General features: G+C 68.8%; 24 protein-coding genes and 3 pseudogenes. 10 read left to right on the top strand and 17 right to left on the bottom strand.

All coding sequences use genetic code 11. The features are described from left to right. Nucleotides 1–17: 17 nt before the first annotated feature. Both ACIBCM_RS06480 and ACIBCM_RS06475 read right to left on the bottom strand, forming a co-directional pair. Nucleotides 18–290 (bottom strand): hypothetical protein, encoded by a 273-nt coding sequence (locus ACIBCM_RS06480; RefSeq protein ID WP_399241289.1) that lies wholly within the window; start codon nucleotides 288–290, stop codon nucleotides 18–20. A gap of 258 nt (nucleotides 291–548) precedes the next feature. Next, nucleotides 549–1,298, bottom strand: coding sequence for a maleylpyruvate isomerase family mycothiol-dependent enzyme (locus tag ACIBCM_RS06475; RefSeq protein WP_399240828.1), 750 nt, complete (start codon nucleotides 1,296–1,298; stop codon nucleotides 549–551). 16 nt (nucleotides 1,299–1,314) lie between these two features. On the opposite strand from ACIBCM_RS06475, the pseudogene ACIBCM_RS06470 reads away from it, so the two are divergent. Beyond that, a pseudogene (locus ACIBCM_RS06470) lies at nucleotides 1,315–1,903 on the top strand (transcriptional regulator); the annotation flags it as partial. A gap of 667 nt (nucleotides 1,904–2,570) precedes the next feature. On the opposite strand, the gene ACIBCM_RS06465 reads toward ACIBCM_RS06470, so the two are convergent. The 4 genes from ACIBCM_RS06465 to ACIBCM_RS06450 form a co-directional block, all read right to left on the bottom strand. Continuing rightward, nucleotides 2,571–3,188 (bottom strand): hypothetical protein, encoded by a 618-nt coding sequence (locus tag ACIBCM_RS06465; protein WP_399240827.1) that lies wholly within the window; start codon nucleotides 3,186–3,188, stop codon nucleotides 2,571–2,573. A 484-nt stretch (nucleotides 3,189–3,672) separates the two neighbouring features. Next, complete coding sequence (locus ACIBCM_RS06460; RefSeq protein ID WP_399240826.1) at nucleotides 3,673–4,707, bottom strand: helix-turn-helix transcriptional regulator; 1,035 nt, start codon at nucleotides 4,705–4,707, stop codon at nucleotides 3,673–3,675. Between the two features lie 201 nt (nucleotides 4,708–4,908). Next, nucleotides 4,909–5,061, bottom strand: a complete 153-nt coding sequence (locus tag ACIBCM_RS06455) for a hypothetical protein (protein ID WP_399240825.1) — start codon at nucleotides 5,059–5,061, stop codon at nucleotides 4,909–4,911. A gap of 799 nt (nucleotides 5,062–5,860) precedes the next feature. Then, nucleotides 5,861–6,109: a hypothetical protein gene (locus ACIBCM_RS06450; protein ID WP_399240824.1), complete on the bottom strand. Its 249-nt coding sequence runs from the start codon at nucleotides 6,107–6,109 to the stop codon at nucleotides 5,861–5,863. A 117-nt stretch (nucleotides 6,110–6,226) separates the two neighbouring features. On the opposite strand from ACIBCM_RS06450, the gene ACIBCM_RS06445 reads away from it, so the two are divergent. Then, complete coding sequence (locus ACIBCM_RS06445; protein WP_399240823.1) at nucleotides 6,227–6,739, top strand: hypothetical protein; 513 nt, start codon at nucleotides 6,227–6,229, stop codon at nucleotides 6,737–6,739. Nucleotides 6,740–7,019: 280 nt separating this feature from the next. Here the strand turns inward: ACIBCM_RS06445 and ACIBCM_RS06440 are convergent, their stop codons facing one another. Together ACIBCM_RS06440 and ACIBCM_RS06435 are read right to left on the bottom strand one after the other, a co-directional pair. Next, nucleotides 7,020–7,166 carry a hypothetical protein gene (locus ACIBCM_RS06440; RefSeq protein ID WP_399240822.1) on the bottom strand — a complete coding sequence of 49 codons (147 nt, stop codon included), beginning with the start codon at nucleotides 7,164–7,166 and terminating at the stop codon, nucleotides 7,020–7,022. A 489-nt stretch (nucleotides 7,167–7,655) separates the two neighbouring features. Further along, nucleotides 7,656–7,937, bottom strand: coding sequence for a hypothetical protein (locus ACIBCM_RS06435; protein ID WP_399240820.1), 282 nt, complete (start codon nucleotides 7,935–7,937; stop codon nucleotides 7,656–7,658). Between the two features lie 81 nt (nucleotides 7,938–8,018). Here ACIBCM_RS06435 and ACIBCM_RS06430 point away from each other — a divergent pair. Then, a pseudogene (locus ACIBCM_RS06430) lies at nucleotides 8,019–8,363 on the top strand (transposase); the annotation flags it as partial. A 217-nt stretch (nucleotides 8,364–8,580) separates the two neighbouring features. Here ACIBCM_RS06430 and ACIBCM_RS06425 read toward each other — a convergent pair. From ACIBCM_RS06425 to ACIBCM_RS06415, 3 genes are all read right to left on the bottom strand, one after another. Next, nucleotides 8,581–10,683, bottom strand: coding sequence for a M4 family metallopeptidase (locus ACIBCM_RS06425; protein WP_399240819.1), 2,103 nt, complete (start codon nucleotides 10,681–10,683; stop codon nucleotides 8,581–8,583). A gap of 656 nt (nucleotides 10,684–11,339) precedes the next feature. Next, the gene (locus ACIBCM_RS06420; RefSeq protein ID WP_399240818.1) at nucleotides 11,340–11,489 is read right to left on the bottom strand and encodes a hypothetical protein; all 150 of its coding nucleotides are present in this window, start codon (nucleotides 11,487–11,489) and stop codon (nucleotides 11,340–11,342) included. A gap of 242 nt (nucleotides 11,490–11,731) precedes the next feature. Next, nucleotides 11,732–11,887, bottom strand: a complete 156-nt coding sequence (locus tag ACIBCM_RS06415; protein WP_399240817.1) for a hypothetical protein — start codon at nucleotides 11,885–11,887, stop codon at nucleotides 11,732–11,734. A 1,870-nt stretch (nucleotides 11,888–13,757) separates the two neighbouring features. Between ACIBCM_RS06415 and ACIBCM_RS06410 the strand changes: the two genes are divergently transcribed. From ACIBCM_RS06410 to ACIBCM_RS06395, 4 genes are all read left to right on the top strand, one after another. Further along, nucleotides 13,758–14,213, top strand: coding sequence for a peptidoglycan-binding protein (locus ACIBCM_RS06410; protein WP_399240816.1), 456 nt, complete (start codon nucleotides 13,758–13,760; stop codon nucleotides 14,211–14,213). 115 nt (nucleotides 14,214–14,328) lie between these two features. Next, nucleotides 14,329–14,802 carry a peptidoglycan-binding protein gene (locus ACIBCM_RS06405; protein WP_399240815.1) on the top strand — a complete coding sequence of 158 codons (474 nt, stop codon included), beginning with the start codon at nucleotides 14,329–14,331 and terminating at the stop codon, nucleotides 14,800–14,802. Nucleotides 14,803–14,966: 164 nt separating this feature from the next. After that, a complete protein-coding gene (locus ACIBCM_RS06400) occupies nucleotides 14,967–15,419 on the top strand; it encodes a hypothetical protein (RefSeq protein WP_399240814.1) in 453 nt (150 codons plus the stop codon). Between the two features lie 109 nt (nucleotides 15,420–15,528). Beyond that, on the top strand, nucleotides 15,529–16,497 hold the full coding sequence (locus ACIBCM_RS06395) for a hypothetical protein (RefSeq protein ID WP_399240813.1): 969 nt from the start codon (nucleotides 15,529–15,531) through the stop codon (nucleotides 16,495–16,497). Nucleotides 16,498–16,663: 166 nt separating this feature from the next. Here the strand turns inward: ACIBCM_RS06395 and ACIBCM_RS06390 are convergent, their stop codons facing one another. The 3 genes from ACIBCM_RS06390 to ACIBCM_RS06380 all read right to left on the bottom strand — a co-directional run bounded on the left by ACIBCM_RS06390 (nucleotide 16,664) and on the right by ACIBCM_RS06380 (nucleotide 18,216). Continuing rightward, nucleotides 16,664–17,242: a hypothetical protein gene (locus tag ACIBCM_RS06390; protein ID WP_399240812.1), complete on the bottom strand. Its 579-nt coding sequence runs from the start codon at nucleotides 17,240–17,242 to the stop codon at nucleotides 16,664–16,666. A 104-nt stretch (nucleotides 17,243–17,346) separates the two neighbouring features. Continuing rightward, nucleotides 17,347–17,532, bottom strand: coding sequence for a hypothetical protein (locus ACIBCM_RS06385; RefSeq protein WP_399240811.1), 186 nt, complete (start codon nucleotides 17,530–17,532; stop codon nucleotides 17,347–17,349). 555 nt (nucleotides 17,533–18,087) lie between these two features. Beyond that, a complete protein-coding gene (locus ACIBCM_RS06380; RefSeq protein ID WP_399240810.1) occupies nucleotides 18,088–18,216 on the bottom strand; it encodes a hypothetical protein in 129 nt (42 codons plus the stop codon). A gap of 53 nt (nucleotides 18,217–18,269) precedes the next feature. Here ACIBCM_RS06380 and ACIBCM_RS06375 point away from each other — a divergent pair, with 53 nt between their 5' ends. The 3 genes and pseudogenes from ACIBCM_RS06375 to ACIBCM_RS06365 all read left to right on the top strand — a co-directional run bounded on the left by ACIBCM_RS06375 (nucleotide 18,270) and on the right by ACIBCM_RS06365 (nucleotide 19,834). Continuing rightward, nucleotides 18,270–18,392, top strand: coding sequence for a hypothetical protein (locus ACIBCM_RS06375; RefSeq protein WP_399240809.1), 123 nt, complete (start codon nucleotides 18,270–18,272; stop codon nucleotides 18,390–18,392). Nucleotides 18,393–18,513: 121 nt separating this feature from the next. Further along, nucleotides 18,514–18,945: pseudogene (locus tag ACIBCM_RS06370) on the top strand (helix-turn-helix domain-containing protein); the annotation flags it as partial. Nucleotides 18,946–19,105: 160 nt separating this feature from the next. Then, on the top strand, nucleotides 19,106–19,834 hold the full coding sequence (locus ACIBCM_RS06365; RefSeq protein WP_399241288.1) for a hypothetical protein: 729 nt from the start codon (nucleotides 19,106–19,108) through the stop codon (nucleotides 19,832–19,834). Nucleotides 19,835–20,009: 175 nt separating this feature from the next. Here the strand turns inward: ACIBCM_RS06365 and ACIBCM_RS06360 are convergent, their stop codons facing one another. The 3 genes from ACIBCM_RS06360 to ACIBCM_RS06350 form a co-directional block, all read right to left on the bottom strand. Beyond that, nucleotides 20,010–20,135, bottom strand: a complete 126-nt coding sequence (locus tag ACIBCM_RS06360; RefSeq protein ID WP_399240808.1) for a hypothetical protein — start codon at nucleotides 20,133–20,135, stop codon at nucleotides 20,010–20,012. 73 nt (nucleotides 20,136–20,208) lie between these two features. After that, on the bottom strand, nucleotides 20,209–21,891 hold the full coding sequence (locus ACIBCM_RS06355; RefSeq protein ID WP_399240807.1) for a hypothetical protein: 1,683 nt from the start codon (nucleotides 21,889–21,891) through the stop codon (nucleotides 20,209–20,211). 58 nt (nucleotides 21,892–21,949) lie between these two features. Beyond that, nucleotides 21,950–24,337 carry a Helicase associated domain protein gene (locus ACIBCM_RS06350; RefSeq protein WP_399240806.1) on the bottom strand — a complete coding sequence of 796 codons (2,388 nt, stop codon included), beginning with the start codon at nucleotides 24,335–24,337 and terminating at the stop codon, nucleotides 21,950–21,952. Nucleotides 24,338–24,919 lie beyond the last annotated feature (582 nt).

Below are 24,919 nucleotides of genomic sequence, written 5' to 3'. Positions count from 1 at the left end.
TACGTCTGCCCTCCTCCTCAGCCGAAGGACTTCCGGAACGTCTCCTTGAAGGCGGCCTGTACAACGGTTTCAACGGCCGCCCATCGCAGGTTGCGCTCCTCGGCCTGGCCCTCCAGCTCTTCCTTCACCTCATCCCAATGCCACTCATACCAAAAGTCGACATTGTGTGCGACTGATTCCCAGCCTCCCGATTCCCGGTACGCACAGTCACCAGCTCGCCCTTCCGCCTCCTCGCGTGCCTCGCTGACCAGTTCTGCTATGGCCGCCGACTCGGCGTTCGACTCGCTCATTCTGTGTCCTTCCATGGCTCCACGCTGATTCTGTAGGACTCAGGTCGGTACTTCGCGCACGCCAAGATCCGCCCCGCGGTCCATGAGGCGGGTATCGGCAGTCACAGGCTCCAGGGCATCAGTGGAACTACAGAGAAGCCTGCTGAAGGCCCTGGGTCTATCGTCTACCCCGGTGGATCTCCACTCTCGCGGAAGTACCGGCGGCCGTCCCGTCAGCCCCCACATCGCACATCATCGCGTAGGGCCCGGGCTGGCAGGTCAGTCCAGGTCGGGCCAGCTCAGGAGGTTCTCCAGGGTGGCGCGGTCACCCTCGCTCCGCAGGCTGTCCAGGGGGAGGCGGCCGTGCAGGGTGAGCAACAGATTGCTCGCCGATCCGTGCAGGTCGGCGGCCGTCTCGTGTCGGCCGTCGATGACGTGTGAGCCCGATGCCGTCAGGTCGACCAGCCACGACTCGCCCTCAGCGGCGTGCAGTCCGATCCGGGCAGGCTCGTGCGGCCAGGGGCCGGCGGTGCCGTGGCTGACGCCGATGAACTCAGCGATGCCGTCGAGTGCAACGACCGCCGGGACGGGCCGGGGAGTCCCGGCGGCCAACTGGGCGTCGAAGGCGTGAACGGCGGCCTCCTGGACCTGATGGCGCGCCACGGCACCGCTCGTCGTCGGCACGTCGGAGTTGCCCCACCAGGTCCAGCAGCCCACCGCGGGACCAGCGGCTCGCAGGGCGGCGATCAGCTCCTCGGTGGCTGCGGCCGAACGGGCCAGGAGGTCGGCTGACAGCGTGTCATCGGCCGGTGCCACGGCCGGGGGCATCTCGCTGGGGCCGGCCACGACTGCCGCGGCCCAGAACCGGTGCACCTCGACAAGGTGCTCGACGAGGTCGCGGAGTGACCAGTCGGGGCAGCTGGGGACGCGGACATCCAGATCGGGGGAGCCCGCGACGCTGCTGCGCAGGGCGGCGGAGCGGTCTTGGACCAGGGACAGCAGGTCTTCGAATGCAGGTGTCTGAGTCATCCCCGCTTCCTATCACCCGGCACTGACAGCGGCCCTCCGGTTTTCACCGACCCGTTGCTACTCCGGCAGCATCGGCGCAGCCAATCTCCACCGGTGCGGCAAGGACTCCGATCCGCTGATCGTGCTCACCGCCGCGGCCGCGGTGAAGCTGGGGCTGCCGGAGGACCACCCGGTCGTCCGGCAGATCAGCAGGGCGAGGTGGCAGTTGACGCAGCGCGACTTCGGCCCGTGGGCCAGGGTCTACCGCAAGCCCCAGGGCCGCGAGCGGCAGTGCGTGCAGCTCGCGATCCTGTCCTGGGACGCCCCGGATCCCCGGTCATGGCCGGGCGTGACGGAGATGGAGCCGGCTGGCATCGCTCGCGTTCTCGGCACCTACGCAACCCGGGTCATCACCCCACGCGGCTTTACGGCCGTCTCCGGGCTGGAGTTGACAACCGCGCTGCGCCTTTCGACGAAGGCAGACGACCCGGAACTGGGTGTCCGGCTACAGCCCGGGGACGGGGCCGATGGACCTCGCGCCGCCGGCGGCCACCGTGAAGCAGTCCGTGGTCGTCAACTCCGGCTGGAGGGGCGGGTTCCCCGACGAAGAGGCATACCAGTGGCTTTGTTCACGAGAAGGGACAGCAAATGTTCACCACTTCCGGAGGCACCCCCGGTCGGCGGCTGTTCGATTGTCGCTTCCGCCTCTGGGCCCACCGGAGAGGACCGTGGAGATGAGCCCGCGAGCCGCCGATAGTGGATCTTGGTCAGGTCGGGTCTCCCAGGTGGTGACGGGGTGTGCGGACCCTTCGACGGGCCTTGCTTGTGACGGCGTCGCCGAGGTCCCCTGAGTGGCGTCGAGGGGCCGGCAGGGGTCCAAAAGACCGCGATGCGCACCGCAGGGGCGGCACTGACACGCAGGGTGTAGCCCTGGCCGTGCCGCACGGTGACGCATGGTCGAGCGCGGCGGCTCCAGGTCGGCCGCGCGGAGGGACTCCGCGACCTTGTTGCGGTCACAGTTGGCGGGATACCGCCAACGACCGCCCGCGTGGGGCGGTCGTGACGACGAAGCTGCTCGTCCTCCCGCGGAAGATGTGCCGGTGGGGCCTTGGTGCGGCTGACAGAGATCAGCCCAGGTGCGGGTGCCGCCCACGACGAGGGCCTCGCCGCGCGATGACAGCCGCTGTCTGACCGTTGGGCCCGCGCTCCTCGGCACGGGACTGGGAGGGACACGGTGGCACCGCGGCGGGTCGCGAACGGTACGCCACCGAACTGAGCGCCCTCGGCTGAGCGTCAGGTGGACAAGGTGCGTGCCGACCAGAATTCGGACGCATCGGGGTTCCTCTTCGGAAGCTCGGTTTCGATCTCGTAGATGACCCGTGCGATGGCGTAGACGGTGTCGGCGTTGGGCTCGGCAAGCCGGATACGGACCTCGTCGGGATCCGGGCTCAGCGTGAGACGCGCTTCCACGGGCTTGGCGTCAGCGGCGAACAGCACCGGCAGGATCAACTCTTCGGGCAACTCGCTACAAGTGAAGTGCTCGATGTCGTAGTCGTCGTAGTCCCCGATCCAACGATTGTCATCCTTGCCGGCGTAGAGGGCCGCAAGCCTCTTCGCACTCGGCGCCCGGAACAACCCACGCATCATCAACTCGATGACCTGCGCGTTCGGTTCACTCGGGATGACGACCTCGTCCAGATTGGCGAGGGCGACGTAACCTTCTTCACCGAGAGACCAGCGCTGGAGCAAACTGGGCAAATCGGCCAGAATCATCTTTGCATGGTTCCGGACGCTTCTTTCCTCGATCACGACGGCTTCCTTGGCCATCTCGTGGATCCTGGGGCTCAGCTTCTCCCCCTCGGGATCGATGCCGTAAGCCGCCCGGAAGTAGTTCTCGTATGTCCGGCTCATGGAACTGCCTCTCGTAGACGTTGGCCCGTTCACGCCCGGGCTCATCTGACGACCCTGCGACGGCACCCTGTAGCAAGGGTGGCGAAGCCTTCGGTCCTGGTCGGTCACCCCTTCAAACGATCTCCGGCCGATCGAGGCACGCCCACGGCGATGCCGCCTACGCGAAGGCCACACCGCGTGCTCCCTGAGCCGCATCCGCCCCTGCACACGAGCTGTTCGATTCCCACGGCTCGCTCAGACGCCTCCGGAAGTGGTGAACATTCGCTGCCCGTTCTCGTGAACACAGCCAATACCAGTCGGTGCGCGACGTCTCGCTGATCTCTGATGAGGAGTGCCTGCTGCCGTACGCAGTGGCCCGGACCTGAACACCGCGTTCCTCGCGGCCGCGGCCCGGCTCACGGTCGGCCTGTCCGCCCCGGACCACTTCCACGCCCCGAAGTTCAACCCGAGGATCCCCGGATCCGGAGGCGGTCTTCGTGTGCGTTTATCCGGAGGCGCGGAAGTAGGCGGGGCCCCGGGGCTGGTGCTCGGGTTCCGGTGGGAGGGGCGAGGTGGGTGGGAGGTCTCGGCTGCGGCGGGCGTTTGCCCAGAGCAGGAGTGTGGTGTCGGTGTCTCCTCCCATGGCGGCGACCAGGCGCCGGACGATGGGCCAGTCCGGGAAGGCGTGGCCGTCGAGGACGGCGGCTATGAGTTCGGGGGGCAGGTCGGGTGCGAGGGTGTGGAGATGGTCGGGTGTGGGGTGTCCGGCGGCGAGGCTGAGGCCGCGCAGGACGGCGTCGAGCGTCGCGGGGCGGGCGGTCTGGTAGCCGCGGGCGGCGTCCCACAGCGGCCGTATGTCCTCGGGGTCCGCGTCGCACGCGGTGGCGAAGGCCTGGGCGACCCTCCAGGACGGGATGCGGCTGCCGGTGACGATGTAGTGGATGTAGGAGCGGTGGACGCCGATGGCCGCCGCGAGGGAGCTGTGATTCTGGCCGGCGTCGGTGTGGAGCTGGGCCAGGGCCCGTGCCAGCACGGCTGCCGGCCCGTCGGCGCGTGCGAGGCGCTGTGGCGCGGGGGCGGGGCGGGGGTGTCTGGTGCCGGGTCGGGGGGCGTCGGGCGGCACCGTGTCGTCGTCGGGGCGTTGGGTACGGATGCGGTGCCGGGTCCCGGCGCCTTTCCAGCGGGTGATGGTGTCCTTGCTGACGTGGAGGTGGGCGGCCATGTCCGCGGTGGTGAGTTTCTGGGCGTGGCCCAGTTCCACCAGGACGGCCCGCAGGCGGTCGGAGTCGGCCTGGAGGTAGGCGAGGGTTTCGAGGGCTTCGAGGGCTCTGCCCTCGTGGACGAAGTGGGAGAGTTCGTCGGCTTGGTCGGTGTAGAGGTCGACGAGGCCGGAGGCGTGGATGTCGATCGGGAGAGAGTTGCGTTCACGCTGGTATTTACGGAATTTGGCGCCGCATGCTTCTGAGCAGTACTTGCGGCGTCGGCCTACACCGGGGGTCTGTTCGACCCGATTTGTGCAGCCGGACCTCGGGCAGGGCATGGAGGGCCCTTTGGGTGTCATGGCTCGGTAGTCCCACGTTTGAGGGTTTCCCGACGGCTGGCCCGTCCGGGAATGGCAACTCTTCGCCCGGAAGCGGTTCACGAGGCGTCGGGAAGACGGCCGGTGACGCCCCTGCGGGCGATTCCGCTGGTGGTGCGGGCGCTGGCACAAGGCGGCCCGCACCCCAGGGAGACGTCGGCTCTACCGAGCCTGCTGGTGGCGATAGCGCAGGTGGGAGCGCCTGGCCGCTGTGATGGTGACACCGGCCGCGACGGCGGCGGCTTCCACTGCGGCGGGGTCGAGCCACAGGATCACACCTGCCACGAGGACCGCGAGGAAGGCACCGAGCTGCACCGTGACACGACAGTCACGCTTTCGCGCACCGTCAGGTTTCCGGGTGGTAGCGTGCGCCAGTGTTTTCCGGTCGGTTCGCCGGCTGGACATGGGGTCAGGGGCCATGTGCGAGCTCCTTGATCGTCATACACGGGTGGACGGTGGGTCAGCACGGCGTCCGGCTGGGAACTGGTGGCCGGGCTGACTCGCCGGACGCTACCCCGTGGCCAGTGGTCGCTGCCATGGCGACTGTCCGTTAAACGGATCAATGCCGTTCACGTCCCGTCACTTTTGTGCGGCCTGGGGCCTGCATGCAATTGCAGCACGCCGGGTGCGTCCACGAGCAAACCCGCTCTCACCTCAACGTCTGCTGGATCCAGGTGTGTTGCACATGGCACGGTCCAACGTGCATCACGGGGGAGAGCCGACGGGGAATCAGTCTTTCTGTGACACCGGTCCCCTGTCTGCGCGGGTCCGGCGGGACCCCGGCCGGCTGCAACAGCGAAGTCGACGTCGAGTTCTACGACAGATTCTCCAACCGGTGGATGAGTGGCGGGTCAGGGCCACGTCAGTACCGCTGCCCGCCCCCACTGCGCTCACGTTCCGCTTCGGCGGCCTGCACGAACAGGCCCGGTGACCCGAACACCGCCTGCGAACCATGACGCTCCGAACCGTCGTCTCCCCCCAACGCCAGCAGCGACTCCGGATCCGCCTACGGCAACATCCTGTACATACCCTGCGTGGAAGTACGACGTGAGCCAGAAAAGTGCCCGCCGTACTCGGCTACGGCGACAACAGCCGTCCACCAGCCCGTCGCCATCTACGGGGCGAGCGTCTCCAGCGCGTCGGCCTCTCGACCCTGCTCACCCAGCACCGGCGCCCACGCCAGCGCGCAGAACCACTCTCCGCGTCCGGTCTGCAGCTCCACCACGTCGGCATGGCCTCGTTCGAGCAGCCGCGAGAGCTCAGCTGGGGTCTGTCGGTCGACGAGAACGAGCAGGACCGGCTGTTCGCCCTCGCCGTCGGCTGCGGCGGGAGCGAGGTGACCTGGGAGACCGCTCCGTGGCACGGCGCAACCGCGCCCCCTTCTCTCAGGGGGTCCGTCGAGGCATTGATGCGCCCCCGGGGTAGTGTCCGCTTGTTCGAAACGAGCCCACGGTCAGGGGCCGTGTGAGGGAGGGGAATCATGAGCGGTACGGAACCGATCGGCGGCACATGGGAGCTGAGCGGCAAGGAGGGCGGGGAACTCGCGGGCCGATGGTGGAAGTGGGCGCTGTCCGCCCCGGATGATCTCAGCCCGGTCCGGGACCTGACTGGGGAACACGCTGCGTGGAATCAGCCGAGCGACCTCTGGTTCCTCGCCGGCACCTACGGCGGCCGTGTGGTGCGGCGCTGCGCGGTTCCCTCCGGCCGGCCGCTGTTCTTCCCTGTCCTCAACATGCAGCACACCAGGTCGTACTCGAAAGTCCCTCAGTCCCTGACAGTGGCTGAGGCCACGGCATCCCTCAACGGTCTTCCGCTGGTTCTGCAGGAGTTTTCGGCGCCGTTCCGGACGGGGCTGACGCGTCGCTTCGCCTGGGGTATCTGGGGCGGCATCGGGCCCCTGGCTCCCGGCCAGTACGTGCTGGAGATCAGGGGCAAGTCCACGAGCGGCTTCTCGGTCGACACTTCGTATCACCTGGAGGCGAAGGCTTTCTGACCCGTGTCTCGCGGCTGAGCCGGTGCCGGATGGGCGGTCACGCTCACGTGACCGTCCACATGAAAGAGCCTTCAGCGTTCTTCGGCACTCTGATCAAACGCGCTGACCCGGGACACCCGCATGCCTCCGGCTCCAGCCTGGGGTTCACGAAGCGACGTGCATGTACCCGTGTGCCTACCGGTGCACCGTTCGGCTGTACGCCGACAACACCCGGTGGACCTGCGGTGACCGCGTGACCGCCAGGTGATTCAGCCCGTTTTTGGGAGCTTTGGGGTGGCGGTCAGGGGGTGTGGAGGCCGCTGGCGCGGGCTATGGCGTCGAGTGCGGCGTCGTCGGCTTCGCGCTGTGCCCACCAGGCGCTTGTCTTCGCGCGGAGCGTGGCGAGCTGGGCGGGGTCGTCGGCGATGCCGGCTCGGCGACGGCCCACCCGGAGCTGCCGTCCCTGTCGGCCACCGCAACGCCGTGCTGCGCGGTGACGTACGAGACCCCGGGCCGGGGTCTCACGGAAGCGGGGGAGCGGGAGTGTCCACGAGGTCCCGGTAGGTGATGTGCAAGGGGGACGGTTGATCGTTGCGATGGGAACGTCGATGGTCGGTACATTCGTGCCATCGGAGTGTGATCGGTCTGGAGACGCCATGCCCATGCGGATGAAGTTCCCGGGAAGGCCCCGCCCCTGGGAAGGCGGGCAGCATGTTCCGGTCTTGTCCGCGAGGAGGAGCGTTCGCCGGCCGTACGGACTGCCGTGCTTGGGTGCTACGTCAATTGCTGCCCGTGGGCGGCGTCCGCTTTCACCGACAGGTACGGCGGTTCTGTGCCGGTGGGTCCGGGTGGCCCCGGCGGGTGGTGGAGGCGATGAACGTACGCCTCGTTCAGGGAAGGGTGGCCGGGCGGTGGTCGAGCCGCTCTTCCCCGGTCGTCAGGGGTTGTAGGCGGTGGCGTCGTCGATGTACTCCAGGTATCGGCCGTTGGCGGTCACCGCGTCGAGCGTGACCACGACGGTGCTTGCGCCTCCCCTCAGGGTGGGTGAGGTGAAGTTGAAGCCCTTGGACGAGCCGGTTCCGCGTCCGCATGCGGTCCGGTACTGGGTGTCCGTCAGATGAACGCCCGAGTACACCTTGAACTCGGCGCGTACGCAGCCGGTGGTGTTCGACTTCACGGTTCCGGTGATGTTGACGGACCGTTGGTAGAAGGTGACCACGCTGTCCGTGTAGCCGGACCAGCCCGAGACTGGGCTTGATCCGCTTTGACGGACATCGGAGATCAGGGGTTCTGCCCCGGGATGATGTCCATCATGGAGAGCATGGGGAAGAAGAAGCCTCGCCCTCGCCGTTCGTTCACGCCGGAGTTCAAGGCCGAGATTGTCGAGCTGTGCCGACGCGGTGACCGGCCCGTCGGTCAGGTCGCCAGGGACTTCGATCTGACCGGGGCCGCGGTGCGGGACTGGGTGAAGCAGGCCGAGGTCGACGCGGCCACCCGCCCTGACCTGGTCCTTCGCGACTTCCGGCCCGACCCGGCAGCGGTCGAAACCCGCTGGTGCGGCGACATCACCTGCATCGCCACCGACGAGGGCTGGCTCTACCTGGCCACCGTCATCGACATCGCCTCCCGCCGCGTGGCCGGCTGGCTGCCTCCGAGGACGGGTCGGGGGTGCCGTCGGCGTCGGCGTTGCATCGGGTGATCCGCCGTGTTCGCCGGGCGGGCCGGGCGCTGCTGACCGGGCGGGAGCCCGTGGTGGCCGGAGCGCGTAGATGCCCTGCGGACCGGCACGGGGCCGGCGGCCGGACCGGGAGTCCGGCCGCCGGCCCCGTGAGGTCATGAGGGGGTGGCGGGATGCCGCGGGTTCAGAAGTGCAGCTTCCAGCTGTCGATGAAGCCCGGGTACGACGACTGGGACTTCACCCTCAGTTTCCAGGTGCCGTTGGCGGTCTCCGACGACGCGTCGACGCCGGTGGTGGAGATGCTGGGCCCGTTCTCGCCCCCAGGGCCGTTGACGAGGGGGTAGGCGGTGCCGTCCGGCGCCACCAGTTCCATCAGCGGCGAGCTCTCGGCGACGTTGACGTCGACGAGCAGGATGGTGGGCGCCTTTCCGGGGACGCCGGTGACGGTGATCGGTGATTCCCCCTGCGTGGGCCAGGCGGGGAGAGGATAGTCGGCGGTGTTCTCGAACGTGGGGCCGACCGGCCTCGCAGAGCCGCCGGGCCGGACGCCGACGTTGACGGCGCCCCAGGCGTCCGCGACGCGGTGATACGTCCGCGAGGACGCCCCGTAGAGGTCGGCCGTGGCCGCGAGGGTGGCGGCGCGCGCCCCGAGGTAGTCGGTGGTGGAGGTCATGTAGAGGGTGAGGGCGCGGTACCAGATGAGTTCGGCGGCCTCGCGGCCGATGGGGGTGACGGGCAGTCCGTCGTGGGTGGGGCTGTCGTAGGCGACGCCGTTGACGGTCTTGGCGCCGTCGCCCTCCGAGACGAGGTAGAACCAGTGCGTGGCCGGACCGGCCGCATACACCCCGGCCTGGTTGCTGCCGATCCGGGGGTGCCAGTAGTCCGTGCCCCTGATCTGCTTCGAGGGCCGGTCCATCTGGCGGTGCCGGTGGTTGAGGCCGCTGTGGTCGACGTTCTCGCCGGTCAGATAGTCGCCGCGGTCGTGGGGGTTGTCCGCGTGGAACTCCACGGCGGCGGCGAAGATGTCCTTGGTCGCTTCTCCGATCCCGCTGGACTCGCCGTAGTAGGAGAACTTCGTGGTGCTCGCGACGAGCGCGGACGCCATCTCGTGGGCGGCCATGTCGATGGAGGTGTACGGGGTGGTGCCGCCGTCCCCGTACTTGACGCAGAAGCAGGAGTCCCACCAGTAGGCGCCCCGGTGGCGCTGCGAGTAGTGCACCTGGCTGGACCCGCCGTCGCCGTCGTTCCGGACGCCGTAGCGCTGGTGGACCTCGGCGAAGTAGTCCCAGTTCACCTGGGCTCCGTAGGCGGCGTCGACCGCGTCGGTCTGCCGGTCCGCCGAGGTGCCGTCGCCCCAGACGTTGTCCGTGTCGGTGACGAGCTTGGGACTGTTCCAGCCGTAGATGTCGTTCATGGCGTCGTATGTCCGGTGCCCGCCCCGGGCACTGTCGGTCATGTTGTAGAGGGAACCGAAGCGCGAGGTGCCCAGCTTGACCTTGCCGTTGTAGCGGCTGTGGCCGGTCCCCTTCGCCTCGGCCCGCTGGCGGGCGGGGGCGGTCTTCCGGGCTGTCTCGGCGGCGCCCCGCCCGGTGCCGGTGCCGACATCGGTTCCGGCGCTGCTGCCGAGGGCGTTCGACACCGCCTCGCGGCGGTTCAGTTCCGCGCCGGTGCTCGCGTCCGTGACGACGTGGAGTTCGCTGGGTGTGCCGTCGGGCTGGGTGCCGTCGACGACGGACTCCCAGGCGAGGACCGGCCGTCCGCTCGCCGCCCAGACGACCTTGCGGGGGGCCTTGCGGACCACCGCGCCCTTGGTACGCGCCTTCTCGGCCGCCGCGAGCGAGGACGTCCTGGCGGAGGCGGCGCTGCGGACCGGGCCGGTGGCGGGGACGGAGATCCGGGCCCGGGTCGCCTTGTTCACGCCCTTGGCGGCGCCGGAGGGCGCGGTGTGGACGACGAGGTCGCCGCCGAGGACGGGCATCCCGCCGTAGGTGCGTTCGTAGCGGGTGTGCAGGGTGCCGTCGGCGTCCTTCATGACGTCGCGCGGTACGAGCCGCTCCTTGCGCCCCAGGCCGAGCCGGGCTGCCGTGGCGGCACGGGCGGCGGTCGCCTCGGCGAGCAGTCCGGCCCGCTGGTCCGGGCTGAGGGCGACGGGCAGCGCTCCGGCGCGCGGGACCGCGGCGGGTGTGGGGGGTGCCGCTCCGGCGGTGGCCGGCGGCAGGGTCACCGCCAGCAGGGCGGTGCCCGTGACGAGTACCGCGGCGGCCGGTGTTCTGCGTAACCGGGTCATCCGATCTCCTCTGTGACGGCCGTGCGGGGCACGGTCGGGAGAGCCCGCCGGCGGGGGTGCCGGACGGGCCGTGCGTACGGTGCGGGGCACAGCCCTGCGGGCGGTACCGGGGCTTCGGGCACCCGGACCGAGATCTGCGGGTGTCCTGCGGGGCTGCTGGTGTTCGTGTGACGGCGGGGCACGGGGAAGCGTGCCTCCCTGCATGCCGATACGGCACGAGTCCTGACGCGAATTGGCCGTAACTCACCGCTGCCCGCCCGGCTTCCGGCCCGGGCTCGTACGGCGGTGCGAACCGATCGCCGCCGCCCCGCGGCCGGCACCTCGGAACTCGCACCCGGGGACGGGAAGCGGCGGCCGCCGCCGTATCACCCGGCGGCATCGCGGACGCCCGCGAACCGGCTGTCCTCGAAGCGCCGCTCGGCGCCGTGCGGGCGCGTTCACGCCGCTCGGCGCCGTGGGCCGTATCCGGGGTGCCCAAGCCCTGGGCTGCTCGGTCGGCCTGGCCTTGGGACTGGGGGTGCTGCCGTACGTCGTTCTCAGGCTCTGGTGGGAGGGTGTGTGGGGGCGCTGTCGGGTTCGATGCCGTGTGGCCGGAGTCGTGCCCACATGGTGTCAGAGCCGTGGCGGCGGTAGGGGGCGTCTCCCCGGCCGAGTGCTCAGAGGGCGGTGCGGGCCGCTCCTTCGATGTCGCCGGCTCCGTACTGGAGGCGGGCGAAACCGGCGAGGGCTTTCGGGTCACCGCAGGTGTCGGCTGTTTCCCGGAGCCTGGTGGCGTGTTCCTTGTCACCGGCTTTCTCGCGGCTCACCGCCAGGACGGCCAGTGCACGGGGGAGCCCGTGTTCGGCCGCGGCTCGCGCGTAGTGCTCCGCCTGGTCGGGAAGGCCGATCCTTCCCGCATCATCGCCGGCTGCCCGAGGCCGCCGGGAGCTCCGCCGGCCGCAGCTTTGTGGGCGAGATCGGACGCTTCCTGGGCTTGGGGCACGCTGCCGTCACCGGCCGATCCCGCCAGAACCGCCTTGTCGGCCACGCGCCCGGGCTCTTCCTGTGTTCATTTCGGCAGCGTGGTGACGGCGGCGAGGGTGAGGGTGGCGCCGAACGCGGCTCCGGCGCGGAGGCGGGCGGGCTTGCCCGCTGCGCCACCGGTGAGCGTGGCGGTGATGATGATCAGGCCGGTGGCGAGCAGGACAATGGCGGAACGGTTCATGGTGGCTCTCCCCCCGGGGAGTGTTCGGACATCTGATGTGGTCCGAACGTCGCACGTGGGGTGTTCGCCGTGGTTCGGGGCGGACGAAGACGGACAACGGCGAACATCCGGGGGAGCGGTGGCCACGGCTCCCAAGGCGCGAACGCGCGGGCTGGCCCTGTGGGCCGGCGGGGAAGGGGTCTGCTTCGTGCCAGAGCCGGCCTATGAGGCCTGTACTGCGGGCGGGTCCCTCCAAGGCGGGTGAGTTCGGGGTACCGCTGTTCGCTCGGTCCGGCCCGCCGGGTGTCGACGAGGCAGCCCTCGGTCCGCAGGCCCCCGGTGAACCTGGCCGGGTTGCGGTCCTCTCCGGGACCGCCGTAGAAGACGCGGACGCGGGGACCATGCTGCCCGGCGCGCGTACCCTTTCGTCCCCGCCGTCCTTGGACAGTTCGTACGCGAGGTTGATGAGGAGCCGCTCGACTTCGTCCGTCCGCCCCGACGGTCGAATGCATCTCTTCACGGTGCCATGGCACGCGACCCCGGCAAAATCCGAAACCCTTTGCGGTGAGGCGGAGTTGTTCGCCGCTCTGTGTGCCGCGGATGTCCGTCACCAGCATGTCGCACGCGACGGGGCCGCTATACGCTGGGTGGATGCCGAAGGAATCTCGCGAGGCCAAGCGGGCGCGGAAGGCTGCGCTCAAGGCCGCGGCACGCGATCGAGCCGCCCGGATTGTCGCAGGTGAAATCCCCGACTACTTACGGCAGCCGAGCACCATCAGGCAGGAGCCAAGGTCACTCAAGCCGAAGCACAAAGTGATCAAGGCCCCGCTCGAGCAGCCCGCCAGAGCACTCATCCCTCCCAGGAGTACCCCGCTCGTGCCTCGGGAACGGGAGCAGTACGCGGACAACGCACCGCCGGTGTGGGTGAGAGAAAGCTCCCGTGCCCAGGATGACTCATGACCACGGCCTCGAAGTAGGAGAACCAGCACATGCGCCCGATGCGGCGGTACGACTACCGCCGCATCGGGTTCGCACGGGCAGAGATCAAGAAGATCGATCGTGCCATCGGCCGCGGGGAGACAACCCCCACCCCCACCCCCAGCACCACCGCCGGCGAAGTGACGCTGACACTTCCGCCCAGGTGGCGCTGTCGCAAGGCTGACGCGTCCTGCTGGCACTCCGAGTACGACCGAGCCGACCTGGACCCTCAGACGGGCAAGGCGATCACGGCGTCCTCCCGCCCAGTGGAGTCCGGGGTCTGCGAGCGGCCGACACCCCCGGCCCCTGGAGGGCGGGGTGTTGTGTCGGTGGGGTGGTGGGAGACTGCCGGCCATCCGGTGTCGGTGCTGCCCGGCGGCTGTTTCCGTGGATGGTGCCACTGCCCGTGACGGTGAGAGACCGCGGGCGCCGTCCCGTTCCTGTACGCCCGCCCGAACGTCACTCCGCTGCCCAGTCGAGTCCAGGTCCGCGAGCTGGGCAAGCCGCTCCGGGCTGAGCTTGGCGCGCCTGCTCTTGCTGTTACTCAGAAACACCCCGAGCCGGACTTCGACCCCGCCGGGCCCGTCCCGGTCCGGTCCCCATCCGGCTTCCAGAATCTCTGTGTGCCCTCTGGGGACTTTCAGGTGTCCTTCCCTCTCCCTTGTATTGAGTGAGGGCGGCCAGTCCTTTGTGGAAGGCGTCTGGGCCTTTCCCGGGGTGCTTCACGGCCGCCGCCCGCTGCTCCCCGGCCGCTGTGCCTGCGGGGCGGGGCAGGAGTTTGACGCCGAGTGCTTCGAGCCGTTCGCGTTGTTGTGCACGCACGTGCAACTCGTGTGCACGGATTTCCATGGACGGTCCATTGCGACAGGTGGCACGGTGACTTTCAGGACGGCGGGTATAAGGAAGGGACGACATGATCAAGAAGACCGTTACGGCCGTGCTTGCGGCGGGCGTCCTCGCCACGGGGGGCGTACTGCTCACCAGCACTCCCACGCAGGCCGCCGACCATCAGTCACCGGCGGGCGGCCCGACCGCTTTGACAGCCGGGGCCTCGCCCCAGTACACCGCTGCCTCGTACCGCCCGGCCTGCGTCAACCAGGTCGGCACCATCGTCTACCGCCCGACCCCCGGCCACGGCACGATGACGATTCCCAATGTCACGCTGAGCCAGGGCAATACGGGTGCGTGCGTGCGCTATGCGCAGTCACTGCTCTCCTCCCACCTAGGGGCTCCCGGTCCTGGGTTCATCGACGGCATCTTCGGGCCCACGACCAGGAGTTACGTCCGTACCTTCCAGGGAAACGTGGGCATCACCGTCGACGGTGTGATCGGGCGCAACACCTGGTACTGGCTCCAGATGATCAACTGAGGGCCGTCTGCGTCCGGCGCTTCCCGTCCGGCCCCGCCCCGCCCGTCGGGCCGACGACGGTCCCACCCGGCCCTGCTCCGGGATAAGAGACCTCGCACATCGACCAGGAGAAATAATGCGAATCCGCAAACCGGCCGGCATCCTGACCGCAGCCGTCAGCGCGGCCGTTTTCACGACCGTCCTCGGCGCGGTCCCGGCGCAGGCCGCGACCTCGACCTGCAACTCGACCGTCCGGTACGACACGGTCACCGGTGCCACCACGACACTGCCCTCCTACGGAGGAAGCGTGAGCTGCGTACTGGGGAGCGGCAACTCCTCAAGCGCGGTCCGCGCACTGCAGGTGAACCTGAACGAGTGCTATGACGCCGGCCTCACCGCCGACGGGATCTTCGGCCCCGCCACCAAGGCCGCGCTGAGGCATGCCCAGTCCCGTGCCGGGGTGACGGCGGACGGCGTCTACGGGCCGCGCACCCGTGACGCGATCTGGTGGCGGATCGTTGGATTCGCCTGCGACCACGTCGACGGCCCGGGCGGCCTGGGGTCCCCGCCCTTCCAGGGGCTACCGGGGTCGGCTCCTGCGCACCCGTAGCCCCCTCGGACTCCTATCTGCTGCGTACGTACCCGTCACCGGCGCGGCTCATCCGGCTGCCGGGCGGTAGCGCCCCGCTCCCCTACGACCGACCGGCCGCGACACCAGCGCCACGACATCCATCACTGCTCCGCCTCACTCCGACGCCCAGGGAGAGAAGACTCATGCGAAAGCGACTGATCGCGGCCGTACTCTCGACCGGAATCTCCACCGCAGCGGCACTCGCGCTGACGGCACCGCCGGCTGCCGCCGCGGACTCGCCCACTTGGTGCGGCAGCTGGTTGCCCGACCCTGCGGTCGCCTCCAACCAGCGGACCGTCCCCGGCACGACGGGCGCGGTCGGCCCAGGCCAGCACATCATGGTCCGGGAGGGCACCTACCAGGGCAAGTGGTATGCCTGGGCCAAACTGGTCAACGGCGGCATGACCGACCTGGTCGCCCTCGGCTGGATCAACCAGTCAAACAACCAGTACTACAACTGCGGCAGCCACGATGGCAGCAGCGGCTGGGCCCAGCGGTACTACACCGCCGGTGTAGACGACGCCCACGCCTACAAGGTCCAGGCGAAGTACAAGCACAACGCGGTCCAGTACGGCCCCGCCGTGGTCTGGCGGTAACAGCTCTGCGGCCCCGATCACCCGCGCGCGGTGTCCGTACCTCCTGCCCGGAACGCGGACCGCGCGCGGGGGTTCGATCTCCGCCCCTCCGAGCCCGTCGAGGTTTCTCGTGCCTGATTCCCGGCACCACCGGATGCGGACCGTCGTCCTGGCCCTGACCCTGGCCCTGACGGCCGCGACCGGCTGCGACACGGAGTCGACCGGTTCGCCGACCGGTCCTCCTGCCCGGGCACTGATCGGGCAGGAGCTGTCGGCGCAACGGCTACTGACCCTGCCGTTCGACACCCTCGAACCGTCCAAGCAGGACAACATCCTGGTACAGCGGGCGACCATGCGCCTGCTGCGGACCTGTATGGCGTCCGCCGGACTCGCCATGGAACTGCCCGAGGTACGCCCATCGCCGTATCCCAAGCACGCAACCGTGCTCGGCTGGCTGGGCGCCCACCAGGTTGAGAAGTACGGCTACCGGGGCCCCGAGGGCTTCGCCGGAGAGATGGCAGCGGCTTCCCGCAGAGAGAGCAGGCCGATCGTCATCAGCCCCGAGCACGACGGAGTCTTCTCGGGGTCGGTCAGGACGTTCAAGGGGAAGGCCGTGCCCACGGGCGGGTGCGACGGGCAGACCCGGCGCACCCTGAACGGCGGCAACCCACGGATCCTGGTGCCTGGGGAGGACCCGCACCTCCACGCTGAACGGGGCCTCCAGGCTCTGGAGCAGCAGGCCGCCGACCTGGCGCGTTCCAGCGGCAGGTTCGGCTCCCTCGTACGGTCCTGGGCCTCCTGTATGAAGGAGCGCGGACACCGGTACAAGAATCCCGACGAAGCACAGGCGGACCCCCGCTGGGAGTCGGACGCGGCGCGGCAGAAGGCGGTCTCTCCCAGCGAGATCGCCACGGCCCTCGACGACCGCGACTGCCGGGCGAAGGTGAACTTCTCCGGTGTACTGAGGGAGCTGATCGCTCGACAAGAGCACCGGATCCTCGGCGAGGAGAATCCAACGGGCACGATCGCCGCCCTGTTGCGGACCAGGGTACGGAACGCGGAAAAGGTCCTGTCGAACGCCAGCCCCCTACCCTACTGAGGGCGGGGCCCGGCGACACATCGGAAGGCATCCGCGACGCGCGCGCTGCGGGTTACAACTTCGTCCGGGTCAAGGGGTACGTATACCCCTACCCGTGACCGGCGTAGCCCAGCACGCGGACGTCGAGGACGGGGGCGGAAGGGGGGGCAGACCAACAAGGTCCACCTCACCGCCGAACCACGGAACTGGCGCGAGCCTCCTGCAGCACCACCAACCCGGTCAGCACGGCGGCGTCGACCGCCGCGTCGAGGACCTCATCCACCAAGAACTCGCCGCTCGCCGCCAGCTCGTGCACCAGGACGACCGCCTGCTGCGGGTCGCGCCGCCACCGCGCAGCGACCGCGTCACCGGCACTCGCCAGGTCCATCACGGCGGCCTGCTCCACCGTCGGCAACGGCAGGCCGGGCGGCCCGGCATTCTCCGCGAGTTCCTGGGCCCGCGCCACGGCGCACCGCGCGGCGTCCGTCCGCCGGGCCTCCACCCGCTCCCGCTCCACGGCGGCCGGCCACCGGGCGTTGTCCTCGTCGTGGGCACGATCCAGCAGGGTGGCGGCGAGGCTGACCTGGATGCACGGCATGAGGTCCGCCGTTACGGCTTCCTGGCCGGGCGGGGCGTCGGCGACCGGCTGATACACCGCGCCCGCCGCTTCGGCACAGGCGCCGATCAGGGTGGTCAGGGCGGCGATCAGCCGCGCGTGGCGCCGTCGGCGGGCGGGCAGGGCCAGGCGGTCCGGTGTTGCGGTCACCTCTGCACTATGCCGCGCGGCACCCGCTCCCCGGGCCGTTTCCGGCCCACCGGCCCGCCCCTGCGCCGTGCAGGGGCACCGCACATCGCCCGCAGCCAGGAGCTTCAGACGGTGGGGGCACAGCGCTGGCAGCGTTTGTAGTTGCGGCCGCCTTTCGGCCCGGTGCGTGCTGTGATCCATGGCCGGGCCTCTGCCGCGGTCATGGCCTCGAATCGGGGGTAGGCGCGCGAGCCCTCGAACTCGTCGCAGAAGTTCCCCGTCCAGTCCTTGCTCTTGGAGGTATGCAGCAAGTGTGCCGACCAGCAAGAAGTTGTAGGCCAGGGCATCCGTCAGGGCGTAGAGCACCAGACGGTGCCAGTCCCCCGGCTGTGCGATGTGCTGCTGTGCAGCGCGGACAGCATCCTCCAGATGACCTCGTTCCCAGCGAACGAAGTCTTGGACGAGAGCGATCAGCTCAGCCGGTACAACCGGCGCGTATGCCGAGCTGTCAGGAATTCTGCCTGCGCTCCTGGCCTTCGGAGCGGGCGGGATAGCGTTCTTGATGTCCTGCAGCGCTGCGCGACGGTTCGTCCCCGTGAGGTGTTGTTGCCGACGAGCAGCGTTCTTGCCTGCGTGAGATGTCATAGCCGGTCCTTGTGCGCGGGCCCATGACGTCACGCGGACTGTGGCTGGCCACAACTCTTCTGCTGCGATGACGCGGCGCGTCTCGGGCCTACCCGTCTCCCCGTCATGGGCCGGGAGCTCTCAGCCAGGCACCGTCGCGGCAGTTTCATGCGGCACCAGCCGCCTCAACGAGTTGATGTCGTGGAGGGTTACGGGACCCAAGGCGGCCAGCGCGCCGGGCCCTACCGCGCGTCGGCGCGGAGAACAATCAGGACCACGGCCAGGAGGCGGCTGCGCCGCACGCCGTCGACCACCCAGGCCGGGACACGGCTGTCACCCCGGCGCAGCGGGCCGCCGTCGTCCTCGTCCATCAACAGGCCGGGATGCCGGAGCTGCTGGAGGGCCGCACAACGGACCCCGCGACGTGGACGACCTCGCCGTCGTGATCGAGGACCAAGGGCTCCACCCCGTCGCCACCATCCCCGGGGCGGACAGGGCCCCGGGCGCGCTCACACAAGAGCACTTCGGACAGGGGGCACGGCCGTAGGCCCCTACCGCCCTGCCCTGCCCCTATTTTGGGAAATGCGTGGTGACGGCCCGGTGGGGCCGTTTAGCGTGATCTGGCTGGCGATCGTCAGCAGCATGTGGTGAACACACTGGAGTTACGGATGGCTCTGCCCGCACGGCTCACCGCCGCCCTGGGACAACACCCTGATCACCTCACCGAGGACGATCTCCAACGTGCGGTCGACAGCCAGATACCCGAGAGCGCCGACCTCGACTGGAAGAAGGACTTCTACAAAGGCACCGACGCGGGCAAGAAGGAGCTCGCCAAGGACGTGTCCGCCATGGCCAACACCGCCGGCGGCATGGTCGTCATAGGCGTCGACGACGGCAATCAGGACCATGCCCACCACCTGGACCCCTGCGAGCCGATCCCGGGCCACGGCGAGGAATGGATCCGCTCGGTGCTCGCGAACTGGATCCAGCCCGTCGTTCCTAACGTGGGCGTCCGAGTCGTGAAGTCCGCGACCAAGACAGGCAAAATCTACTGGGTGCTCACCGTCCCCCCGAGCACCCAGGTCCCGCACGCGGTCGCGGCCCCCGGCAACGATTACAACTTCCGCGTGCATGTCCGGCACGGCACCACAACCCGCACCCTCGCCGAATCCGAGATAGCCCAGCGCTACCGTGACCGCTTTCAGGCAGCCTCCGACGATATCGACCGCCTGCGACACGTTACCGACGCGGGCTGGCCACTTGTCGGACTATCTGAACAGAACCGTGGACGGCGACAACGCTCCGGTGACCTACTACCCGGGCTGGGTCACCCTGGCCGCAGTTCCGTCCGTCCGTGGGACCTATTCGCTGACCACTCAGGCCGATCGCAACGCTGCCTTCAACCGCTTCCAAGACCTTGCGTGCCACGGAGTGACACTCCGCGCGCGGCCCCAGCACCCGGTGTTGGTGGGCCGCCGGCAGGTCCGCTTCGAAGGCCTCCCTACCGGCCAGCTCCACCAGGACGGCAGCTCCTACACAGCACAGACCATCAACCTCCACAGCGATCAGCGCGATCCTGACGGCCCCAACCTGATGTCTCAGCGCACCCTCGAACTCGACCTCGTGACCCTGGTGCAAGCAGCTGCGGCCTGGGCCGCAGAGACTGGAGCGGCCGGTGACCTGATGCTGTCAGCCGCACTGCACCGCTACGACGGCAGTGACAAGCTCGTACGACTGGTCGTGACCGAAAGCGCCTTTCAACGCAGCCCGGCGCTACCGCTCCCCGCTGCTCCTGCGGAGACGACGGGGGACTTGACCGCCATCGTCACCGACAAGCGGGAAGCTGTTGTCGTGGCCTGCGCTCTCGTATCGGACTTGCTGGCCGACATGGGAGCTCACCAGCCGCACATCCTTACGCCTGAAGGGAACATTCTGACGGATCGACTCAACGACGGACTCCGCCACGAGCTCACAGGCTGGGAGTCGTAGCACGGCGTGCTCCTAGCCGTCTCACCGCCAGCGTCACACCGCCTCCAACTCCGGTCCATGGGCGCGACTTGGTGCTCTCACCAGTTGTCGGGGGCGCTGCCCACCCACGCGATCGGCTGGCCCTCGCTGTTGCGGCCCCGGTGCGGTTCCTTCATTGAGGTCTCGTGACCGTCGTTCAGGACGCAGATCCGCCCCCAGCGGCCGTGCTTGCCCGGACTCCGGCGAGCCTGGCCGCGTCGCCGTCGCGCACGGCCTGGTCGTAGCGGTCCTGGAACTGCTGGAGGCGAGCACACAGTTCCATGCCGAGCTGCGTCTCCGCCGCCTCGACCAGCGTGCCCCGGCGGGCCGGGACCGGCGAGCCGTACGCGGCGCGGTCATGGAAGGTCGACGGCGTTCGGCAGTCCGAGGGGCGTCGGGGCGAGCGGCTGGTCGGGGGGCGTAGTCGCTGGCAGGAAGGCCCGCAGGTGCTCGCCGTCCTGGGGCGCGTAGACCACGCGGAATCCTGAGGCTCGCCTGCTGTCCAGGGCGGCCTCGGCTGCTCTTCCGTTCTCGGCGCGCATGCGCGGGTGGTAGACGGCGAAGGGGCCGAGGTTCAGGGTCCGCCGACCTACCGGGATGGGGCACTGGTTCGATTCGATCGTCAGACAGCCGCCTTCGCTGAGTGCGCTGCGGAGGATCGTGCTATCGGAGCCATTGAGCGTCACAGTCAGGTTCCGGTGGGGGACCGTGACACATTTCCCTTCGATAAGGAGCCGGGCTCGCCGAACCCACAGCCGGTCCGACCAGGAAATATCAAAGTCGACCGGGAAGAACCGCCGGCAGTGGCGCTGCAGTACGTCCAGGTCTTCGACATAGGCCACCAGTGCGTCAACCTCGGTCAGCGCTGCGGGATCGTCGACTGAGCCTTCGGGAAACTCACCCGAGACCCCCTGCTGGCCATCGACCTCCAAGGAGAAGTGTCCGGGGCTGGACAGTAGTCTGCGAAGCTCAAGCAGTTGAAGGGACTCGGAGGGCGTGAGGCCTTCCAACTGGAAGGTGTAATCCAGTTTCGCCGGCCGCGTCGTGTCGTGGGGCAGGAGCAGCCTCATCGCCCCTCGCCCCTGGACGCTCGCCTCGACAGAACGGCCCAACCCTCCCTCGCCGATCGCCTTCACCACCGCCCCGAACGAGGCCAATTCCTGACCTTCCCCGTTCCTGAAGACCAGGTCCACGTCACGCAGCGTCTCCGGCTCCCTCCCCACAGGGCGGATCTCTACCGCTACATGATGGCTTGTCTCCCGCAGCCACTCCGGGCCCTCAAGACGGAACTCCTCCACCTCGCTCGCGGACAGCGTGAGCGCTTCCGCGGTACCGAAGCCGAACAGTCGTTCCGCAAGCTCACGCTGGGCACCTTCCGTCCGGGTGGTCAGATGCAGATTGATCGGGCTCACCTCGGGGGCCTGGGGATGCTTGGGCCGCAGAGTGTGGATCGTCGTGTCACCCTGCCGAGTGAAGTTGATTCCCCAGTGAGGGTCCAGGGCATCGGCTCTCTCCCCGAGCGTCCGTACCCGCTTCCTCAGATCGGCGACACCACCTGTGAGGAAGGCCGTCTCCTGGCCGTAGATCTTCGCCGCCTCCAGGAGACTGTCGCGCTGCCAATACTCTGCGACGTCCGGGTAGAGGGTGAGGTAGGAGTCGAGCTGCGTACGGTCCACGATTCTGATGAGGGGGGCCGGAGCACCGCCCCCCAGACCCATGACGAAATCACGCTCGGATTCACTGACAGTGCACGGCAGCACCAGCGTCCAGATCTGAGGCTGCTGCTGCGCCGCCCGCGAGAACGATTCCCGGATCTTGCTGCGCCGGCCGCGCGCGGACGTCGGAAAGCCATCGGGATAGAACTTCAGCTGGACGATCTCCAGTTCAGCGCCTCGGACGATGCGCACGTCGATCCCGCCGTCGCCGCCCCTGCCATTGACGGCCTCGACCCGACCCACACCACTGATGACCCGATACAAGATCAACTCAACAAGCCGGTCGTAAGCCGGCTGACCCAGATGAGCCCACTCGATCTTCATGCACGCCTCCCCACAACATCGTTGCACCCCGATCTGACAGCCAGTCGCGCCTAGACATCTACGCTGCCCATTCCAGCCCGAGGTCGGCGAGCGCGGCGAGCTTGTCGGCGGTCAGCTTGGCCCGGCGGCTCTTGCTGTTGGACAGGAACACCCCGAGCTTCACCTCTGACCCGTCCGGCAGCGCCTCTACGTGGGCCCTGGGGACCGCCACAGAGCCCGTGCGGGCCTTGTACTGCGCCAGGGCCGCCACGCCCTTCTCGAAGGGGCTCACGGGCGCCGTGGACGGCTTCGCAGGCTCCTCCGGCTCGGGTGCGTGCGGGAGAACGCCGATGGCCTCCAGGCGCTCGCGCTGCCCGTCGGCCAGGGCCGCCCACACCTTCGGCGTCTGCTGCCGGGCCAGCCACTTCCCCACGTCCATCCCGTGCACGGTAAAGCCGGGCAGGACCTCCGCCGGACCTTCCTCGTCGCGCACCAGCTCGCGCAGCGCGGCGTAGTGCCGCTGCCACTCCGCCGGCCACGACGGGTTCCAGTCCTCGTCGATCGCCAGGAGCGCGGCTTCCCACTCCGGGTGTTCGGCCAGCGCACCGGGACGGCGCAGGTTGGACAGCCACTGCCCGACCGGCTTGTCCAGCGCGGCGGCCGACCGAGGGGCGCACAGCGTCCAGTGCTCCGCGAAGTAGACCCGGGCCGCCGCCAGGTTCTCCTGGAACCGTGCGTCGGCCGCCGACCAGGCCATGCCCAGCTTCTCCAAGCGCTGCGCCCGGCGTCCGGTCATCTGCCCGGCCCCGTACGCCCGTCGCTGCTCCGCGACCCAGGTCCCCAGCGGGAACGCGCCCTCCTTGTGCTCGTACGGCACCCGGGCGTGATGCTCACGCTCCGTGAACTCCTTGAGTTTCGCCCAGCCGCGCGCCCAGTCCTGCCGCTCCGTGTCGATCACGTTGAAGCTGACCCAGTCCGCGACCATCACCGGGTCACGCGGAGCCGCAAAACGGAGCAACAGCCGGGTTTCTTCCTCGTTATCACCGGGCGCGGCATCGATGTACTCGGAGGGCTGCGCGACGTCCTTCTGAGGCTCCTGCGGGATCGCCAGCAATTCCACGGCCTCTTCATCGTGAGCCCGCAGACCTTCCAATACCTTCACCAAAGGCCGGTACGAACCCGAGGTGAACATGTCCTCCGGCTGTTCATCGGGCTGAAGAAATACCGGCACGATCAAAGAGGCGAGCTTTCCCTGTCCGGGCTTCTGACGCAGCGCGCGGCCGATCGCCTGCACGATGTCGTGCGGCGCGCCCTTCGGGTCCAGGAGCGCCACCGAGTCCACGGCCCGGATGTCCACGCCCTCACCCAGGACACGGCAGTTGGAGAGCACCGCCCGCCGGGCGGTGGTCCCGAACGTGCCCAGCACCTCCCGCCGGCGCTCGGGGACGTGCTCGCCGCACAGCCAGTCCGCCCAGATCTGAGCCGGGTACTTCTCGGGCTGGTCGGCGTGCAGCCGCTTGGCCACGCGCTCCAGGCCCTCCGCGTACGCCTGGGCCTCTATGGTCCGGTGGTGGAAGGTGATGCAGGTCTGGAGGTTGTGCTGCTCCATCGTGTGCAGCAGCGCGGCCTGCAGAGCGCCCAGGCGCTGGCCGCGGACCTCCTCGGTGTGCCGCTCCTCGCCCATCAGCCGCTCGGGCGTCACGACCGGGTCCTGGAGCTCCAGGACGATGATCTGATACCGCGCCAGCAGCTTCCGCGACACCGCCGACGCCAGCGAGAGCTTGTAGAGGACCGGCCCGAAGACCTTCTCGTCGTCCATGGAGGCCGCCATCTCGCGCGGCAGCGCGTCCCGCACCCCCTCCGCGACCTCCCAGTGCGGCGGCCGCTCCTGCCAGATCCGCGGCGTCGCCGTCAGATACAGCCGGCGGTGCGCCGGGATCTTCTCCTGGTCGTGGATGTCCGCCCACGCCTTCCCCATCGACCCACTGGTCCGGTGCGCCTCATCGACCACCGCCAGGTCCACCGGGGCGAGCTTCTGCCCGTAGGCGCCCTCGAACGCCTCCGTGAGCACATCCAGCGACGCGTAGGTGGCGTAGATGGTCACCGGCCCCGTCCCGTGCCACAGCGCCAACTGCACAGGGTTGGTGGTGCACCGCACCCCCAGGTGCCACAGCTCCGGATCGTCCAGCGGCGAGCACACCATGACCGCCGGCCCCTTGTGCCCGGCACCACTCCACGCCTTCACGGTCTGCGCCAGGAGATCCAGGGTCGGCACCACCACGAGAATGCGGCCCTTGGGCACAATCCGCTTCGCGGAGGCCGCTGCGATGATGGTCTTTCCCGTTCCACACGCGGCGTGCACCTGCCCGCGCAGACCATTCCAGGGAATACCGCCCGGGGGGATATCGAGGCCGCGCACAATGGCTGCTACGGCCTCAATCTGGTGTTCACGCAGTTTCACGGCCATTCCCGTGTTCTCCTCTTCGCGGAATGCGGCGCGTAATAGAAATGAGAGTCCGGCGCGATGAGTGGCGGGCCGGGTGGTGGTGTCTAGCCCCAGACTCTACACAGCCAGAACCCGTGATGCATCACCCATGCGATAGCTTCCCCCTGCAGGCTGATACTTGGCCGAATCTCGCCCCGTGCGCACGATTCAAGGGTACGCTGGAGCAACTGGAGAGGGTACTAGTGGACGTGAACGGCCGGGTTCGAGGAAAAATGGAGAAGGGGTTCGGGTGGAGCGCAGCGGAGCCCGTCACTGCAGTGAGGTCGGCACCCCGTCAGGCCGACAGTCCGCCACTCTCGCTACCGGGGTGGTGGCTGGGATTCTCAAGCCCTACACAGACCCGCACGCGATGCACCCCCTCTTGCTGCCAGCCATGAGGAGTCTCGCTTGCGAGACTCCGTCAATTCGCGCTTGCGCGAATTGACAACCCTTCAGCATTCCGCTAGCGGAATGCTATTCTCTCGCTTGCGAGAGAATTTGACGGAGCGTCAGCGGAGTCATTTTCTATGCCCCGATTTATCGGGGCATATCCCGCTCCGCGGG

This window comes from Streptomyces sp. NPDC051018 (genome assembly GCF_044456085.1).
GTDB lineage: Bacteria > Actinomycetota > Actinomycetes > Streptomycetales > Streptomycetaceae > Streptomyces.
The sequence above is the reverse complement of the archived record's forward strand: the minus strand, read 5'-3'. Positions and strand labels throughout refer to the sequence as shown.